This is a genomic window from Haladaptatus sp. QDMS2, assembly GCF_029338295.1.
Taxonomy (GTDB): domain Archaea; phylum Halobacteriota; class Halobacteria; order Halobacteriales; family Halococcaceae; genus QDMS2.
Window position 1 is genome coordinate 452,422 of sequence record NZ_CP119792.1, and the last position, 16,413, is coordinate 468,834.

Here is a 16,413-nt window from a genome sequence, read left to right on the forward strand (position 1 = left end):
ATGGGAAAGAAATGGGCGCGACGAAACTTCCTTCGCACCGTTGGCGCAACCGCACTCACGCTTCCCGTGATGACCACGACGGCCGCCGCCGCCCAGGCCGACTTCGTCTGGCCGGTTTCAGACCACATCAACTCTCCGTACGGCCCACGCGGAAGCGGCTACCACTACGGGGTCGACATCGACGGCGAAACCGAAGACCCAATCTACGCTTCCCGTGCGGGGACGGCGTACGCCGCAGAGGACCCGGGCGGCTATGGTCAGTACATCTACATCGACCACGGCGACGGGTACGTCTCAGAGTACGGCCACGTCAACAGTTACGACGTTTACGACGGCGAGTGGGTCGAACGCGGCGAACAGATTGCTGGTATGGGGACCACCGGTTCGTCGACCGGCGTCCACGTCCACCTCGAAATCGAGCACGACGGCTCGCCGCAGTCGATTCCCGGCGATAAGGGCGACTGGGTCACGCAGGGCGAACCCATTCCGAAGGACTTCCCCGGCATCGGCGGAACCGACACCGGCAACTATTACAGTTGGCCAACCTACTCCCGGGGCGACCAGTCTGAGGGGGTCTACTCGATTCAGTACCTCCTCGAAGAGCAGGGGTACAACCTGAACTACCACGACGGGATTTACGGCTCCGAGGTCGAGAACACGGTCGAATCCTTCCAGTCCAGCCAGGGACTCAGCGTCGACGGCATCGTCGGGCCGAACACGTGGGAAGAACTCTACGTGACGGTGTACGACGCGAACAATGACCCCTACTGGGCGACCTACGGCGCACAGCACCACCTCCGCTACGACCAGGGCTACAGCATCTCGGTCGACGGCTACTACGGCCCAGAGACGGAGGGTGCAGTCGAGGACTTCCAGTCGAACGCCGGGTTGACTGTGGACGGCATCGTCGGGCATGACACGTGGCAGGCACTGATGGACCTCTAACACGGACACCGACGGCTCTCACCACGCTTTTTGCGGTGAAACTCACCGACACTAATAGCTGAATTAACCACCTCGGCAATGAACTATAATAACTAGCGGGGCCGACTGCGGGTATGACGGAATCGGCGACTATTCTGAAAGTGGTGGATGGGGATACTGTGACCGTCGAACTCGAAGACGGAACCGAGGAGACGGTTCGCGTCCTCGGCATCGACACACCAGAGACGGGGGACAACGTCGAGGCGGAGCGGCGCGCCGAATGGGAGGGAATCGGCGACCTCGACTATCTGGGGAAGTGGGGGGACCAAGCCAGCCTGTTCGCGAAGGACGAACTCGCCGGCGCAGCGGTCGAACTCGAAGCCGACGAAAACGAACCCGACCGCGGGACCTACGGCCGCCTGCTCAGGTACGTCCGATACACCCCGAGCGACGGCGACGACTCAGTCGTCTACAACCGCCGGGCCGTCGCTGAAGGATACGCCCGCGTCTATCACTCTGGATTCGCCCACCACGACGATTACCTCGACGCGGAACTGGATGCCCGTGCCGACCAGCGCGGCGTGTGGAAGCGAAGTGACCCGGACGCCTCGCCAGAGATTCGCGACAAACCGGTGGGTAAACTGTACGTGCCACGGGCAGCGAGCATCCACACAGAGACGGGGGCTGTGGACGAATCGCGCGTCCCGGTGTTCGCCGAATCGAGCGCGACCCAACAGCTCGATTCCGGCACCGCGTACGACGAGGCACTCCCGCTCGTTGCCGTGGACGAGGAGTCGCGGGTCACACTGGTCTCCGGCCCGCTCGTGGATGAATCGTACGAAGAGGCGGAGAGATTCTCGGAAGACACGAGTCGATACGGAAACTTCCCGTTCGTGACGAATCTCCTCACTTCGCTCACGGACCGCTCGGGACCAATTTTCGTCGACGGCGGCCACGGCCAGTTCAACGCCGACTTCGCCCTCTCACTCGAGGACATGGCCTACTATCTACGCTTCCTCGAGGGACAGGACGTGGCCCTCCATCAGGTCAACTCGTGGACCGAAGAAACGCTCGCTGAGGCTCGGGGAATCGTCGTCACCGCGCCGGCGGAGCGGCTGACCGAGGACGAACGAGCCGCACTCGCGTCGTTCGCAGCGTCTGGCGGGGCCGTTGTGCTGGTCGGCCACGCCGCGGCCGATATGCCAGCGCGTGCTCGGGAAAATCTGAACGAAGTCGCTGCCGCCCTGGACACTGACCTCCGCCTCAATGGTGACACCGTCTCCGACGAGGCGTCCCACCTCGCAGACGACCCACGGCTCGTCGTCACGTCGAACCTGAACAGCGAATTCGAACACCTCTTTTTCCCGGTCACGCAGGAGCAATCCCGCGACGGCCACCTCGCCGTAAGCGAGATTCGACCGTCAGTCGAGGGGCACGAGTATTCTGAACTCGTCGTCCTCGAGAACACTGGCGACTGCCCTCTCGACATCTCGAACTGGCGCGTCGAAGACGCCTCTGGCAAGCGCTTCGAGTTCCCCGTCGGAACGACCCTACCGGTCGGCGGTCGCGTTCAGGTTCGAACCGGTGACGGCGAAGACGCGGTCATTCTCCACTGGGACCACTCTCAGGGCGTCTGGAACGACGATGGCGATACCGTTTCCGTCGTCGATGATACCGGAACGGTCGTGGCTGAACGGACGTACTGAACGGTCTTCGCATGCCGCCCGTCCCAGAATACAACGCTCCGTCGCGTTCGACCGGGTAAATTTCCGCTGCTCTCGGATATTTACCAGTGCCCGGCGTTTGCTTCACCATGGCTGACGAGCAACTGAATCGGGGCTTAGAGGGCGTGGTTCTCGCGGAGACGCGACTCAGCAGCATCGACGGCGAGGCAGGCGAACTCACCATCGGTGGGTTTTCGGTCGGCGAACTCGCCTCGAACGCGACCTACGAAGAAAGCGTGTTTCTGCTGTTGCACGACCGACTCCCGACGGTCTCTGAACTCGCCTCCTTCCGCGAGGAACTGGCCGCAAACCGTGCTATCACGCCAGAGGTGACGGCGGTTCTCGAACGGGCGGCCCGCGAGGAGCGTTCTGCGATGGACGCACTGCGCATGGGCGTCGCGGCCGCCAATCTCGGCTTCGAAGGCGGTGCTGATACCGACGCCCTCCTGAAGCGTGTCGTCGCCGTCTTCCCGACAATCGTGGCCGCTTATTGGCGGTTCCGAGAAGGGAACGACCCACTCGCCCCACGCGACGACCTGGGTCACGCCGCGAACTACCTCCACATGCTGACGGGCGAGGAACCGACCGACGACGCGGTGCGAGGCCTCGAAACCTACCTCAACACGGTTATCGACCACGGCCTGAACGCCTCGACGTTCGCCGCCCGCGTCGTCGTCTCCACCGAATCCGACCTCGTGTCCGCGGCGACCGCGGGCGTTGGGACGCTCAAAGGACCGCTGCACGGCGGCGCACCCGGCCCGGTCCTCGAGATGCTCATGGCGGTCCACGAATCCGGTGATCCTGAGGGGTACATTCAGGAGAAATTCGACGCAGGCGAGCGCCTGATGGGCTTTGGCCACCGCGTCTACAAGGTTCGCGACCCGCGTGCGGAGGTGCTCGAAACCGCCGCCAAACGCTTCTACGCGGGCAACGACGAGAGCACCTTCTTCGAGACGGTCGAATCGTTCGAGGAACTCGCCGTCGAAAAGCTCGCAGAACACAAACCCGGTCGCCGCCTCGACACCAACGTCGAATTCTACACCGCCGCGTTGCTCCACGGCGTGGGCATCCCACAGGACCTGTTCGCGGCGACGTTCGCCGTCTCCCGGGTCGGTGGCTGGATGGCCCATTGCAAGGAACAACTCGCCGACAACCGCCTCATTCGACCGCGAGCCCGCTACGTCGGCGAGACGGGAAGGCAGTGGGTCCCGGTCGGGGAGCGGTGAGCGCGTCTCTCCTGGTCAGCACCTCGCACCCGATTTAATGACCTGACCAATACGACCGTTCGACTACCTTGAAACTAACTCACGAACAGAGAATCGTGAAAAATATATATTTTTATGCAACACCTGCTGGGAAATTCAGCATTCACAATCATTACGTGAATACTTTTCGGAGAAACACCTAACATGGCGGCCAGAGACCTACTATCCATAGTGCTTCGACTAATGACGCGGTGTCCGACTGCGGAGGTGGCGTGAGATGATTCAGTGCTTCGACTGCGACCACACGTATCTCTATATAGGTGCTGACTCGCACCCTGGCATCTGTAACGAGTGTGGGTCACGTTGCGTCAGCCTGAGCGGCGAAGCCGTTATCGAGACGGTCGAGACCCACGAACCGCTCGTCGAATCGTTCGACACGTATCTCGACGTGCGGGTGTCGGATGCGACAGACCGGTTGTTCCACTACATGTTCAGCGTCCAAGAAGACCGCATCGCCCGACTCGACCTCATCTGTGTCGGGGAGTCAGAACTCAGAAGCGAGACTGGCTGGCCGGACGAACTCCTTCCGTCGGTGGTCGTCGACGCGGTTTCCGACGCTGGCTACGCGATTCCCGGACGCGCCCTTCAGCGAGACTGACAGAGACGGCTGGAGCGCCGTCATTCCTTTTACTGGTGGTCTCCCATTGACACGTAGGGAGGATGGTTCTCACTGACTCGTTTGGGGTGTTCGCGGGGGCGATTGCGCTCGGTGCGTTCCACGGCATCGAACCCGGCCACGGGTGGCCAGTCGCGGCCTCCTATGCCCTCGGCACGGCGAACAAGTGGGCCTACGGACTGGCCGCGAGCGTCATCCTCGGCGTTGGCCACCTCGTGAGTAGCATCGCGATGGTCGGGGCGTTCTTCTACGCGAAAGCGTACTTCGACCTCACGGAGGTCAACCAGCCCATCACGATTTTCGGCGACGTGCAAATCGGTGGCCCAGTCAGTCTGGCCGCCGGATTCCTCCTCATCGGTCTCGGCCTCCGCGAATACGTCTCCGGACACTCCCACGGTCACGGCGGGCACGACCACGATCATCCACACAGCCACGAGGCTGGTCACTCCCACGACCACAGTCACGACCATAGCCATTCCAACGACCACGCTCGCGATTCTCACACCGACCGCGGCCTGCTCGGCATCGCGTGGTTCGCCTTCCTCCTCGGATTCGCCCACGAGGAGGAGTTCGAAATCATCGCCCTCTGTGCCGGGTCTGACTATTGCCTCGAACTGATGGGCGCGTACGCCCTCACGGTCATCGCTGGTATCGTGGGACTGACGCTCCTGCTCATCGCCGGCTATCAGGAGTTCGAGGAGCAAGTCGAGCGGTACACGCCTTACCTGCCCGTCTTCTCTGCGGCGGTGCTCGTGGTCATGGGAGTGGGCTTCATCAGTGGCCTCCTGTGAGGCGGCGCCTCTTACACACTGCGTCGTCGCTCGACTCGCTCCTCTCGTTCACCGTGAAGAGTTGCACTATTGCAAAGAAGGGCTAAATCCACACCTATCCTACGTCTCCTATGCGCGAGTACGTCTTCCTGTTCGAGTACGAGCGGGGGGTCCACGCGGTTCGGGACAGCTTCATCGACCACCCCGAGTTGATGGCCACGACGCTCGCAATCTCCGCGTCGACGGATTCTCGGTGGCGCGTAGAGCGTATCACAGGTCCCGAGGACGCACTCGATACGCTCGAAGCCGTGTATCTGAATCCGGACATCTGCAACGAGTGCATCTACCCCCATCCCGCGTGCGACGCGGTCGCTGTCTACGAAGTTCTCGAAGCCGAACCGACCGCCCGGACCATCTACCGTTCGACGACCGAAGTCGAGTTCTGTTACTCGGTTTCCTCGCTCGCCGTCGCCACGCTCGGCTCTGGGCTCGTGTTCGACGCCGTCCAGCGCGGCCCCTACTACGAGTGGCGCGTCCTCGTCCCGGCGGGCCGCGACCTGAGCGCCTTTCACGAGGCGCTGCACGCAGACCTTCCTGCGGGTGTGACGCTGTCCATCCGCCGGGTCGGATCGCCGGAACCGTGGGCACACCGCCGTCCGAACCGGGAACTCGCCCTCCCGTACGAACAGCGCGTCGCGCTCGAAACCGCGACTCGGCTCGGGTATTACGAGCACCCGCGACGCGCCGACTTGACGGACATCGCCCGCGAACTCGACCTGCCGCTTACGACGCTCAGATACCGACTTCGCCGGGCGGAGGCGTGGGCGGTGTCGCTCGCCGCCACCGCGACCCAACCCGGCGGCGCATTCCGAGAGCATTCTGATTTCTCACCCGACACGTCGTCGCCACTGGTCGAGCGATAGGCCGCCGGCTGGCGCAAAACCGTGTGTAGTGAACCGATTTGCACTACTACAAACGCAGGCCTATCGCCTCCGCCGTCGTCTCTTCACCTGTATGTCGAGCTTACAACAGGGAGAACGGATGCCTCACACGCGCGTCCGCAAGAAGTACAGCATCGGTGGTGGCGTCGAATGTATCCACCCCGTCGAAAACCGCCGATATCTCGGTCATCAGGGAGAGGGGGCGTACTTCCAGTGTACACTCTGTGAGTCGGTGGTTATCAGCTACGGACGCTAGCCAATATCGATTTTTCGCGCTGGAATCGCACTCAGAGAGTGCAGCGTCAGGCGGCCAGGTACTCTTCGATGTAGGAATTGAGCGCAGAGCGGAGGTCCTTGATTGCCCGTGGGTTGTCGGCGGTCACGCGTTCCAGTATCGCGCCGTTGATCATGGACAGAAAGAGTTGCGCCGTCGCCTCGGAGTCGACTTCCCTGAAGGTTCCCTGTTCGATGCCCGATTCGAGGTACTGCTCGATCGTCTCGCGGATGAAGCGGTCGGTCTTCGTGAACTGTTCGCGGTAGACCTCGTTGTGCGGAGCCTGCGCGCGGATTTCCAACAGCGCGGTCTGGAACTCCCGTTGTTCGTCGTCGAGCGCGGGAGGAATGAGGCGGTCGAAAAACGAACGCAACTGGGCCTCCGCGTCGTCCCACGCGTCGAGTGTGATGTCCGCGGCGAACTGGTCGATGAGGTACTCGAGGAAGGCGACCAGCAGGTCGTCTTTACCGTCGTAGTGATGGTAGAGCAACGATTTGCTCTTTTCGAACTCCTCTGCGATTTTCGAGATAGAGAGGTCTGCGTACCCGTGTTTTCGGAGTGCTTGATACGTCGCCTCCATTATCGCCGTCTGGGTGTCGCTCGTGTTCGATGAAGCTGAGGTTGATGTCATGATTGAACCGTCTTCAGTGGCCGTCGGTCGGGGTCTTTTTCGTCGTATTACCGTCGGCCATTAATAGTTATCTCGTCTGGTCGGCCGTCGTACTAACAGGCCGAACAGTTCGCGACCCCGGCGATACGGGGCGACTCATCGAACCGACGAGCGCGCCGAGTGTGACGAGGAGGGCCGAAACGAGTGTCACAGCGGAGAGGCAGGCGGCGGGACGCCGGGCGCGAACGATTACGGCCTACTTTGACTAAACATTCGTTCAGCAAGAAGGTTTCGCTATAAAAAGCCGGCCGCCGCGAGCTTTCACGCGACGATGTCGTCCCAGATGACGGCCGCAGACGGCGTGACGAGCAACGAGGCGACGAACGAGAAGAACACGCTCAGCGCGATGACGAGTCCGAACTGACCGAGGACGGGCGTAATCGCCAGCGCGAGAACTCCGGTTCCCGTCGTGGTCGTCAGCATCGACCCGGCGAGTGCCCCACCGGTACCTCGAACCGAGTCGTCGAGGGCGCCGTGAACCTCGCCCTTCTCGTCGTACTCCTCGGCGAATCGGTGGACGATGTGGGCGGAGTAGTCGATGCCGAGTCCGATGGCGATAGAGAGCACCGTCGCGGTGAGGGCGTTTAGCGGAATGTCCAGCAACCGCATCGACCCCGCGAGCAGCGCGACGGTCACGACGATGGGGATGAGATTGAGCACGCCGAGCGACGGGCGACCTTCGAGTAGCCAGTAGACGAACACGAGGAAGATGCCCGTGGCGACGAGCGCAGCGATGAGGCTCTGGATGGCCGACGCGAAGATGATGTCCGTAATCGCGGCGAACACCACCGTCTGGCCCGTTGCGATGGCGGTCATCCGATACTCGGCGGCAACCGCTCGTCCGTCTGCGGTCACCTCGCCCTGCGTCGCAGAGGCTTCCGTGGAGTAGACGACGCGTGCCGTACTGAAGTCCTCGCTCACGTACGAGAGTGCCTGCTCGCGGACCGGCGAATCGAGCAGGTATTCGTAGATGGCTTCGAGGTTGTCGTCGGGAACGCCGTTGTCGTTCAGGTCGTTTCGCTCGACCAGCGCGGCGAACTGCGAGTCCTGTCTGGCGTAGGACCGAATCACGCTGACGATGCTCGACGCTTCTGCCTCGCGGTCACGGGTGACGAACGACGGTGGCGGCGTCTGTGAGGCGCGGTGAATCTGCTCTAAACTGTCGTCCTGGCGCATCGGTTCGTCGATGAACACCGTGACTGTGTTGCCCTGTGCGGACTCGAAGTTTTCCTCCAGGAAATTAAGCGACTTCGTGACGGTGTAGTCGCCGGGTGCGAACGGTTCGGGGAGCGCCTCGATGTAGTCCGGTATGTCTTCGGGCGGCAGGAAGTCCTCCTGTGAGAAGGACGTATCCACGCCGGTTCCGTACGCGCCAGCGGCGGCCGAAGTGACGAGCAACAGCCCGAGAAACGCCTTGGGCGCGCGGGCGGCGAACCAGTTGCCGACCGTGAGCGCCCGGCCGAAGGCGGAGTCACCGCTCCCGATGGGCGTCGAATTGAACGCAGGGACGCCAGCACGTTCGCGCCACTCGTCTAAGAGAATCTTGAGCGATGGGAGGAACACCCCGAAGATGAGGAACGTAAAGACGATGCCGATGGCTGCGACCAGCCCGAAATCCCGGATGGGACCGAGGTTGCTCAGCAGGTTGGCCGCGAATCCGAGCACCGTCGTCCCGGTGACAATGAAGAACGCGACGAGCAGTTGGTCCGTCGTCGGACGCATTGAGCCACGGATTCCCTTCCCCGTCGCCCGCTCCTCGCGGTAGCGATTGATGGCGTGGATTCCGAAGTCGATGCCCACCGCGAGCAACAGGACGGGGACGGCGATGGTCATCTGGCCGAACGGAATGCCGGCGAGGCCCATGAACCCGAACGTCCAGACGATGGTCATCCCGAGGGCGACCAGTCCGAGCAGCAGGTCGATGGGGTCGCGATAGGCGAACAGCATAAACACGAGGATGAGCACGAGCGCGGCGGGCACGACGATGGCGAGCGAGTCACCGATGACGCCCGACAGTTCGCCGGAAGTGATGCCGCTGCCGAACACCGTGAATTCGCCGTCTGCGGCGTTTGCAATGTGTTCGACGCTCCGCTGGATGTCGGTGAGCGGACTCGTCCCGCTCGTGCCTGCCGACGAGGACACCCCGCCTGGAACCTCGTGGGTAACCGCACCGATTGTTGCGGAGGCGGTCGCCGCTTCGGCGTTGAAGTCGGTGCTCAGAAGTGAGGCGAATCCGGGCGCAGCGGCCGCCCGTTCGACGGCGGCATCGACTTCGCCGGGCGTCGCCAGTCGAATTGCCTCCTGCTGAGCCGACAGTGTCGTCGCGTTCGGGTCGAGTTGCCGGGCAACGATTTGCGCCGCGCTCGACGTCCCCGTGACCCGGAGGTCCTCCTGGGCTGCGATGCGCTCCTGTAGCGCGAGCATCCGGAGCAGTGCGGGTTTCGAGAGGACGTTTTCGCTCCGCTGGATGAGCTGGGTCGACCCGGTGTCCGTCTCGAACGCGCCCGGCCCGAACTCCTCGTTTACCTCCTCGAAGGCTTCCTGTGCGGGCACGCCGTCGAGGAACTGGCTCGTTCCGGCGTCGGTGCTCACGCCGCCGAGTCCGGCGGCGAGTACCGCTGTCACGAGAAGGAAGGCGACGACCACCGTCTTCGGGCGGTCGACGATCCACCGGTCGAGTCGTTCGAGAATCGAGTCTACAGACACCATCTATCGGTATCGCGTGTAGGCGAAGCCAATCGCGCCGAGTAACACGACGGCCACGCCGCCGATGAGCGTCATCGAGACGCCCCCATCGTCCGTGGCGGCAGTCAGCCGAATTGGCACCTGGTAGGTGTCAGAGAGGCGGGTGTCACCGTCCGGCTCGTCGTACTGGAAGTCGAGTTTGAGCGGGTAGGCCCGCTCGTCGGCGTCTTCGGTGGCCGAAAGCTCGAACTCGACGGTCGTCGATTCACCCGCTGCGAGCGACGGCACGTAGGATTCGTCGCTGTCGGCCGAAATCGGGTCGTCGACGAACGCTTTGGCGTTGATGTTCGTGAGGTTCTCGTCGCCGTTGTTCGAGAGACGGAGGGTGACGCTGTCGCTCGAACCCGCCGCGAGCGAGGTGTTGACCGGTTCGACGCTGAACACGTCACGCTGTCCGGCGACTGTGACCTGCTCGCTCAGCGTGCGGCTCTTTCGTTGCTCGCCGTCTGCGTTCTGGTACTGCACGACGACGGAGAACTGTCGGGGGCCGGCCTCACTGCCTTCGCTCACGGAAACCGGGAAGGAGAACGAGGCCTCTCCACCGGCTTCGAGCGACCCGACGGCGTACTCCGGGGATTGGGTGCTGATGCCCGTTCCAATCGGCTGGAGGACCACGACGGCGTTTTCGACGCCAACGGGTCCGTCGTTCACGAGCGTTCCCTGCACTCGTCCTTCGGTGTCCACGCGGAGGTTTGCAACGACCGAATCGAGTGAGAAGTCCTGTTCGTCACCGACCGTGACGCGGGTCGTGAGAGGTGCGGTCTGTCGGAGTTCGTCGTCCGCGTTCTGGTAGTTGACGACGAACGAGAACTGTCGCGGGCCGGGTTCTGCGCTCTCTGCGACGCGGATTGGGTACTCGATGGTCGCCGATTCGCCCACGTCGAGCGTGCCGAGCGGCTGGCTCGGCTCGACGGGCACGACCGTCTCACCGTTCGGTTGCATGGCGATGGTGGCGTCGTGGAGCGGATTCGGCCCACGATTCGTCACCGTCGCGGTGAGCGTCCCTTTCTCACCGACGAAGAGGCGACTCGACACGTCGGTGAGTTGGGCGGTCTGTTTTCCGGCTGGCGTCACGCTCGTCGTGAGTTTCTGTGAGGTCTGAGTGATGCCGTCTTCCGTCTCGTAGGTCACGGTGACGTAGAGGGGCAGCGGCCGGGTTTCCGCGTCGGGAGTCGCCATCCCCTCGAAGCTCACCTGCTTCGTCTCGTCGTCGCCCCATTCGCCGACGTAACGCGAGGCGCTGGCGCTGTTGCCAAAGGCGATGGTCGGCGAGCCAGATTGCACCTCGACGACGGCCGAAGTGACCTCGTCGCCGACGTTTTCGAGGTCGAACGTGACGTCACCGCGTTCGCCGACGCTCACGTCGGAGCGAACGTCGTTCACCTGAAAGCGCGCCCCGTCTGCGACTTCGACTTCGATTTCTGGGCGAGCGGTTCTCGTGACGGTCTCGCCGTCTGCGTTCGTGTACTCGTAGCGAACGTCCACGTCAACGTCGTAGGTGCCCGGTTTCGCGTCCTCGTCTACGGTGATGGCGAACGTCGCGGGTATCGTCGCGCCGTTCGGGACCGACCCGAGTGGAATCGTCCCGGTCTTCACGTCGATGGGCGCGCCATTCTCGTCGAGAGAGACGCGGACGTTCCGGGCGGTTCCCGAGGCGTTACCCGCCCCGCTCGTGGCCGAATTAACGAGTTGGACGCCGAGTGAGGTCTGCGAACCCGGCTGGACGGTGTTGTCCGGTGCGTACGCAGAAAAGCCCGGTTGAAGTGTGGTCGCCGCCCCGAGCCCGGTCGCGCCAAGCGCGGACCCGACCAGCAACAGGACCAGGCCGACCGCAGCCGCCCGTCTCATCGATGGTGCCTCCGTATCGCCGACGAGGAGGAACCGGTTTTCGCCAGCACGTATGGGCTGAACATTTGTTCAATTCGTGGCTAACGGTCCCATCGCTAAAAGTGTTTGTACTATCCTACAAACAGTACTGGATTCCAGTATTCGGCCTTATGGTGTCGATTTTTCTCCGGAAAATTCGTTACTTTGACCGCGATACGAGCGGTGGACTTATCTTGACCGAGTGTTCAGTTAGGGTGTGCTATCGTCCCGTTTCTCGACCCAGTCGCGTTCGCTCGGGAGGGGCCGACTCCGCCCGCTGCCGCGAGCGGCCAACGCAGACACATGAGCGACCCAGATGGTCTCACGGCACTGCGCCGCCTCGGTCTGTCCACCTACGAGGCGAAGGTGTTCGTCGCCTTACAGCGTCTCGGTCCCGCGACCGCGAGCGACATCGACGCGACGACCGACGTTCCGCGCTCGCAGGTGTACGGCGCGGCGGACGACCTCGAAGCGAGAGGCCTCGTCGAGGTCCAACAGGAGACGCCAAAGCGGTACCGTTCGGTGTCGCTCGACGAGGCAGAACAGCGACTGAGAGACCGCCTCGACGTGGAGACGAATCGGGCCTTTTCGTACCTCGAAACCGTTCAGGGCGAGGGCGCTGGGGACGAAGCCCACCAGGAGAACATCTGGATGCTCCGGGGGTCGGCCACGATAACCGACCGCATCGAATCGCTGATTCGGGAGGCAGACCTACAGGTCGTCCTCGCCGTCGGCGAACGCCTGCACACCCCTGCCCTCGAAAACGCCCTGGCCGCGGCCGTGGCCCGTGGCTGTGTGGTCACGGTCATCTCGGAGGACGAGTCAGTCATCGAGTGGGCTGAGACAATCGCCGACGTTTCGGTCCACCGACCACCCCACGAAGTCGACACGGAGTCGACGATTGCCGGTCGCTTCCTCATGGTGGACGGGCGCACCATCATGATTGGCATCCTGAACGAGTCGTTCGGGAACCCCCAGGAGACGGGAATTCTCAGTTCGGATTCGGGTTTCGCCCAGATTTTCATCGGGCTGTTCGAATCGCATCTGCGCGGGTGACACACCGTTTTGGCTCCTCGCATGGGAAGGACGCACGAAGCCGTACGCTGCGAGAAAGACGAGTGAGCACGGCGGAAATCTGGCGGCGAAACGCTATTTCTTCACTATATTTCTATGTTGTCTTCATATAAAATTCAAAATACTAATTCGCTAAAATTTCTGGCGGAGCTTCGATGCCCCCGACAAATCAACCCAACGCCAGCGAAGACGAACCGGACGACGAACGACGCACCTTCCTCAAGACAATTGGCGGTACGGCGGCCGCAGCGACGACACTTGCTGGAACCGTGAGCGCAGAGCAGACCGGGGCGGACACTGTCCCCCTGACCCATGGGGTCGCGGCAGGCGACGTAACAGCCACGACAGCCGTCGTCTGGGCGCGGGCCGCAGACGAGGGCGTTCTTCACGTCGAATTCAGCGTCGACGACTCGTTCGACAGCGCACGCGAGCAGCGAACGACGGTCGATTCGACAACCGACTACACGGGGACCATTCGTCTGAGCGGACTCCAGTCAGGGACGCGCTATCATTACCGAGCGTGGGCGACGAACCGGAACGAGTCCGCCTCGGACGCTCCCGCCTCCGCACCGACTGGCACCTTCGTCACGCCACCGAAGGAAACTGACGCTGCGCCAGTCACTTTCGCCTGGACTGGTGACACGTGGGGGTACGGCACTAACCCTATCGAGCCGCCGTTCACGGGGTTGCAGACGATAGCTGATCTCGATCCCGAGTTCTTCCTCTACCTCGGTGACACCATCTACGCCGATGCCGACACGCCGGCCGGGAAGATTACCGACAACACGCCTCCCGGCGAAGCTCTCGACATCTACCGGGGGAAGTACAAGGAGATGCGCGACCCACCCGCTGAGATTGCAGACCGGTCTAACCTGATGCGATTGCTCGAATCGACGTCCGTCTACACCGTCTGGGACGACCACGAGGTCATCAACAATTTTGCGGGGCCTATCGAACCGCTCATGCCCGAGGGCCGTCGGGCGTTCGAGGAGTACTGGCCACTCGACCGAGGTGGGCGCGGAAAGGGTTACGAACACCGCCTCTACGACTCGTTCCGCTGGGGCGAGCACATGGAACTGTTCATCCTCGACACCCGCCAGTACCGTGACCCGAACATCGACCTCGATTCGAAGACGCTACTCGGTGCGGAGCAACTCGCCTGGCTGAAGGACGCGCTCTCCGACTCGGACGCGACGTGGAAAATCCTCGCCTCGCCCGCGCCGCTCGGCTATCCGTCTGACTCCTGGGCGACCGAGACTGAGCGGACCGGCTACGAGGCCGAACTCCTCGACGTGGTTGAACACATCCAGACCGAACCGATTTCGAATCTCGTTGTGGTGGCAGGCGACGTTCACAAGTCTGTCGTCGGCGCATACGACCCTGACGACGACGGCGAATTCGAGTTCTACGAAGCCATTGCCGGCCCACTGGGCGCACCCTCCGGCGAACCGGACGACCTGTACGCCCCGCTCAACCCGACGAAATTCTTCGCGAAAGGCGGCTACCTGAACTTCGGGACCATCTCGATTGGAGAGTCGGGTGAGACGCTCACCGTCAGCATCTTCGACGAGGACGGCGACGAGCAATTCGAGAAGACCATCGAGGCGTCAGTCCTCGAACCCACCGCGGTTCCGGCCCGCATCGAGAGCACCTTCGACGACGACCCAGAGGGCTGGCTCGTCTCGAAAAACGGCGGCAGCGACCGACCGGAATATCACGCCGAGGGCGGCAGCCCAGGCGGGCACGTCAGCGACGAGGAGAACCAGGGCGGCGTGGCGTGGTACTATCAGGCACCGTTCAAATTCCTCGGCAACCGGGAGGCGTTCTACGGTGGCACGCTCTCGTTCGACATTCGCCAAAAGCAAACTGACCAGCAGTTCGACGCCGACCCAATCGAAGGAGGAGATATCCTGCTCCAGAGTGGCGACCGCAAACTCGTCTACGAGTTCCGCGGGCCCGACTCGACTCCGGAAACGGAGTGGACGACGCTCGATGCCCCGCTTACCGCAGCAGCGACGTGGGTAGATATGCAGAGCGAGGAGCCACTCGCGACCGAGGAGGCGTTCCGCGAGGTGCTGTCGAATCTCGAATTGATTCGGATTCGGGGTGAGTATCGTGCTGGCGACGACCGAAGCTATCTCGACAGCGTCGTCCTCGAACGGGACTGAGCACCGTACCCAGCACACGCAGCTTTTCGGTCGGTGAGACAGGGCTAACCGTTCATCACGCTTACCTCAGTGAGGTGAAAGACGATGGATATCGCTGAGGTCATTTCGTCGGAGTTCGTCGAGTTCGATATCGGCGCGCCGCTTTCGAAGGTCGCTGGTGCGTTCGCAAATCAACAGCTTGACGCGGTCATCGTGACAGACGGAGACGAATATTGGGGCATCGTTACCCGCCGTCAACTGGCAGCGTCGTCCAATCACTCGTCAGCCAAAGTGGGGTCACAACTCCACCACGTGCCGACCGTCGAGCGGACGGAGGACGTCCGCGAAGTCGCCCGCCTCATGATCGGAAGTGGCGCGAAAACGCTCCCGGTGGTGGAGAATGACCACATCCTCGGCGTGGTAACCGCGAATGCGGTGCTCGAAGCCGTAAAACCGTTCCTCGACGTCGTGACCGTCGACGACGCCTACTCTGAGGAACTGTTGCGTGCAGCACCCGATACCACGCTTGGGGAGGCTCTCAACACGCTCCGCCGAGCCCGTATCACGCATCTGCCGGTCACCGAAGCAGGAACACTAGTGGGGATGTTGAGCCTGTACGATGTCATCGAGTTCACGACGCGCGGCGGGCGCAAGAGCCAGGGTGGAACGGCTGGTGATTTCGGTGGGCGCGGTGGTGGCGGGCAGAAAGCCGGTGGTACCCACGGTGGGTTCGGTGCACGCGAAGGTGATACAGACCGTATGCTCGACCTCCCCGTGCGTGATTTGATGACTGATGGAGTCGTTACGGTGAGCCGCGATGCTACCCTCGACGAAGTGGTCGAAACGATGTTCGACCGAGAAATCTCCTCGCTCGTCGTCACGGCTGACAGTGCGACCGAGCCGGTTGGAATCATCACGAAGACTGACGTCATCGAGGCGCTCACCTGGGAGGAAACGGGGCGACGTGGGGTGCAGGTCAGCGGCATCGAACTGCTCGACGACATGGACTACGAGGAGGTCTCGACGCTAATCGAGGGTCTCGACACAAAGTATCGCCAGATGAATGTCATCAAGGCGAGTATCGAACTCAAAGAGCACAAAGAGATGAGTCGGGGCGTGCCGCTGATTCTCGCTCGGATTCGATTGGTCACCGATAGGGGCTACTTCACGGCCGACGGCGAGGGCTACGGTGCGTCACACGCCATTCGCCTCGCGGCAAACGCCGTCGAACGCCAACTCCTCAAGGGAAAGACGTACGCCAGTTCGAAAAAACACCCAAGCCTAGCCGAGCAGGAGCGTCTCTACGGCTGGTGGCTCGGCGGTTGAGTGACCTCACGGCAGGGGAGGACGCCTCCTCTGCCTCATGTAGCCACCGTGTAGATTCGAGCCAACCGGTT

General features: G+C 62.5%; 13 protein-coding genes. 10 read left to right on the forward strand and 3 right to left on the reverse strand.

Translation table 11 applies throughout. The annotated features are described in order from the left end of the window. From P1M51_RS18045 to P1M51_RS18075, 7 genes are all read left to right on the forward strand, one after another. Window positions 1–945 (forward strand): peptidoglycan-binding protein, encoded by a 945-nt coding sequence (locus P1M51_RS18045; protein WP_276275013.1) that lies wholly within the window; start codon window positions 1–3, stop codon window positions 943–945. 113 nt (window positions 946–1,058) lie between these two features. Then, the gene (locus tag P1M51_RS18050) at window positions 1,059–2,630 is read left to right on the forward strand and encodes a lamin tail domain-containing protein (protein WP_276275014.1); all 1,572 of its coding nucleotides are present in this window, start codon (window positions 1,059–1,061) and stop codon (window positions 2,628–2,630) included. Between the two features lie 107 nt (window positions 2,631–2,737). After that, the gene (locus P1M51_RS18055) at window positions 2,738–3,874 is read left to right on the forward strand and encodes a citrate synthase/methylcitrate synthase (protein WP_276275015.1); all 1,137 of its coding nucleotides are present in this window, start codon (window positions 2,738–2,740) and stop codon (window positions 3,872–3,874) included. A 256-nt stretch (window positions 3,875–4,130) separates the two neighbouring features. Continuing rightward, on the forward strand, window positions 4,131–4,511 hold the full coding sequence (locus P1M51_RS18060; RefSeq protein WP_276275016.1) for a hypothetical protein: 381 nt from the start codon (window positions 4,131–4,133) through the stop codon (window positions 4,509–4,511). Window positions 4,512–4,573: 62 nt separating this feature from the next. Then, window positions 4,574–5,320: a hypothetical protein gene (locus P1M51_RS18065; RefSeq protein WP_276275017.1), complete on the forward strand. Its 747-nt coding sequence runs from the start codon at window positions 4,574–4,576 to the stop codon at window positions 5,318–5,320. Window positions 5,321–5,430: 110 nt separating this feature from the next. Continuing rightward, entirely contained in the window at window positions 5,431–6,222 is a 792-nt protein-coding gene (locus P1M51_RS18070; protein WP_276248724.1) for a helix-turn-helix domain-containing protein, read from the forward strand. A gap of 91 nt (window positions 6,223–6,313) precedes the next feature. Next, window positions 6,314–6,496, forward strand: a complete 183-nt coding sequence (locus P1M51_RS18075; RefSeq protein ID WP_276248723.1) for a hypothetical protein — start codon at window positions 6,314–6,316, stop codon at window positions 6,494–6,496. 46 nt (window positions 6,497–6,542) lie between these two features. On the opposite strand, the gene P1M51_RS18080 is transcribed toward P1M51_RS18075, so the two are convergent. The 3 genes from P1M51_RS18080 to P1M51_RS18090 form a co-directional block, all read right to left on the reverse strand. Continuing rightward, a complete protein-coding gene (locus P1M51_RS18080; protein WP_276248722.1) occupies window positions 6,543–7,145 on the reverse strand; it encodes a TetR/AcrR family transcriptional regulator in 603 nt (200 codons plus the stop codon). Window positions 7,146–7,445: 300 nt separating this feature from the next. Further along, window positions 7,446–9,893 carry an RND family transporter gene (locus tag P1M51_RS18085; protein WP_276275018.1) on the reverse strand — a complete coding sequence of 816 codons (2,448 nt, stop codon included), beginning with the start codon at window positions 9,891–9,893 and terminating at the stop codon, window positions 7,446–7,448. Next, entirely contained in the window at window positions 9,894–11,777 is a 1,884-nt protein-coding gene (locus P1M51_RS18090) for a CARDB domain-containing protein (RefSeq protein ID WP_276275019.1), read from the reverse strand. It lies immediately after the preceding gene. Window positions 11,778–12,098: 321 nt separating this feature from the next. Between P1M51_RS18090 and P1M51_RS18095 the strand changes: the two genes are divergently transcribed. The 3 genes from P1M51_RS18095 to P1M51_RS18105 all read left to right on the forward strand — a co-directional run bounded on the left by P1M51_RS18095 (window position 12,099) and on the right by P1M51_RS18105 (window position 16,342). Then, window positions 12,099–12,851, forward strand: coding sequence for a TrmB family transcriptional regulator (locus P1M51_RS18095; protein ID WP_276275020.1), 753 nt, complete (start codon window positions 12,099–12,101; stop codon window positions 12,849–12,851). A gap of 173 nt (window positions 12,852–13,024) precedes the next feature. Then, window positions 13,025–15,037 carry an alkaline phosphatase D family protein gene (locus P1M51_RS18100; RefSeq protein WP_276275021.1) on the forward strand — a complete coding sequence of 671 codons (2,013 nt, stop codon included), beginning with the start codon at window positions 13,025–13,027 and terminating at the stop codon, window positions 15,035–15,037. Between the two features lie 84 nt (window positions 15,038–15,121). After that, entirely contained in the window at window positions 15,122–16,342 is a 1,221-nt protein-coding gene (locus tag P1M51_RS18105) for a CBS domain-containing protein (protein ID WP_276275022.1), read from the forward strand. The last annotated feature ends 71 nt before the right edge of the window (window positions 16,343–16,413 follow it).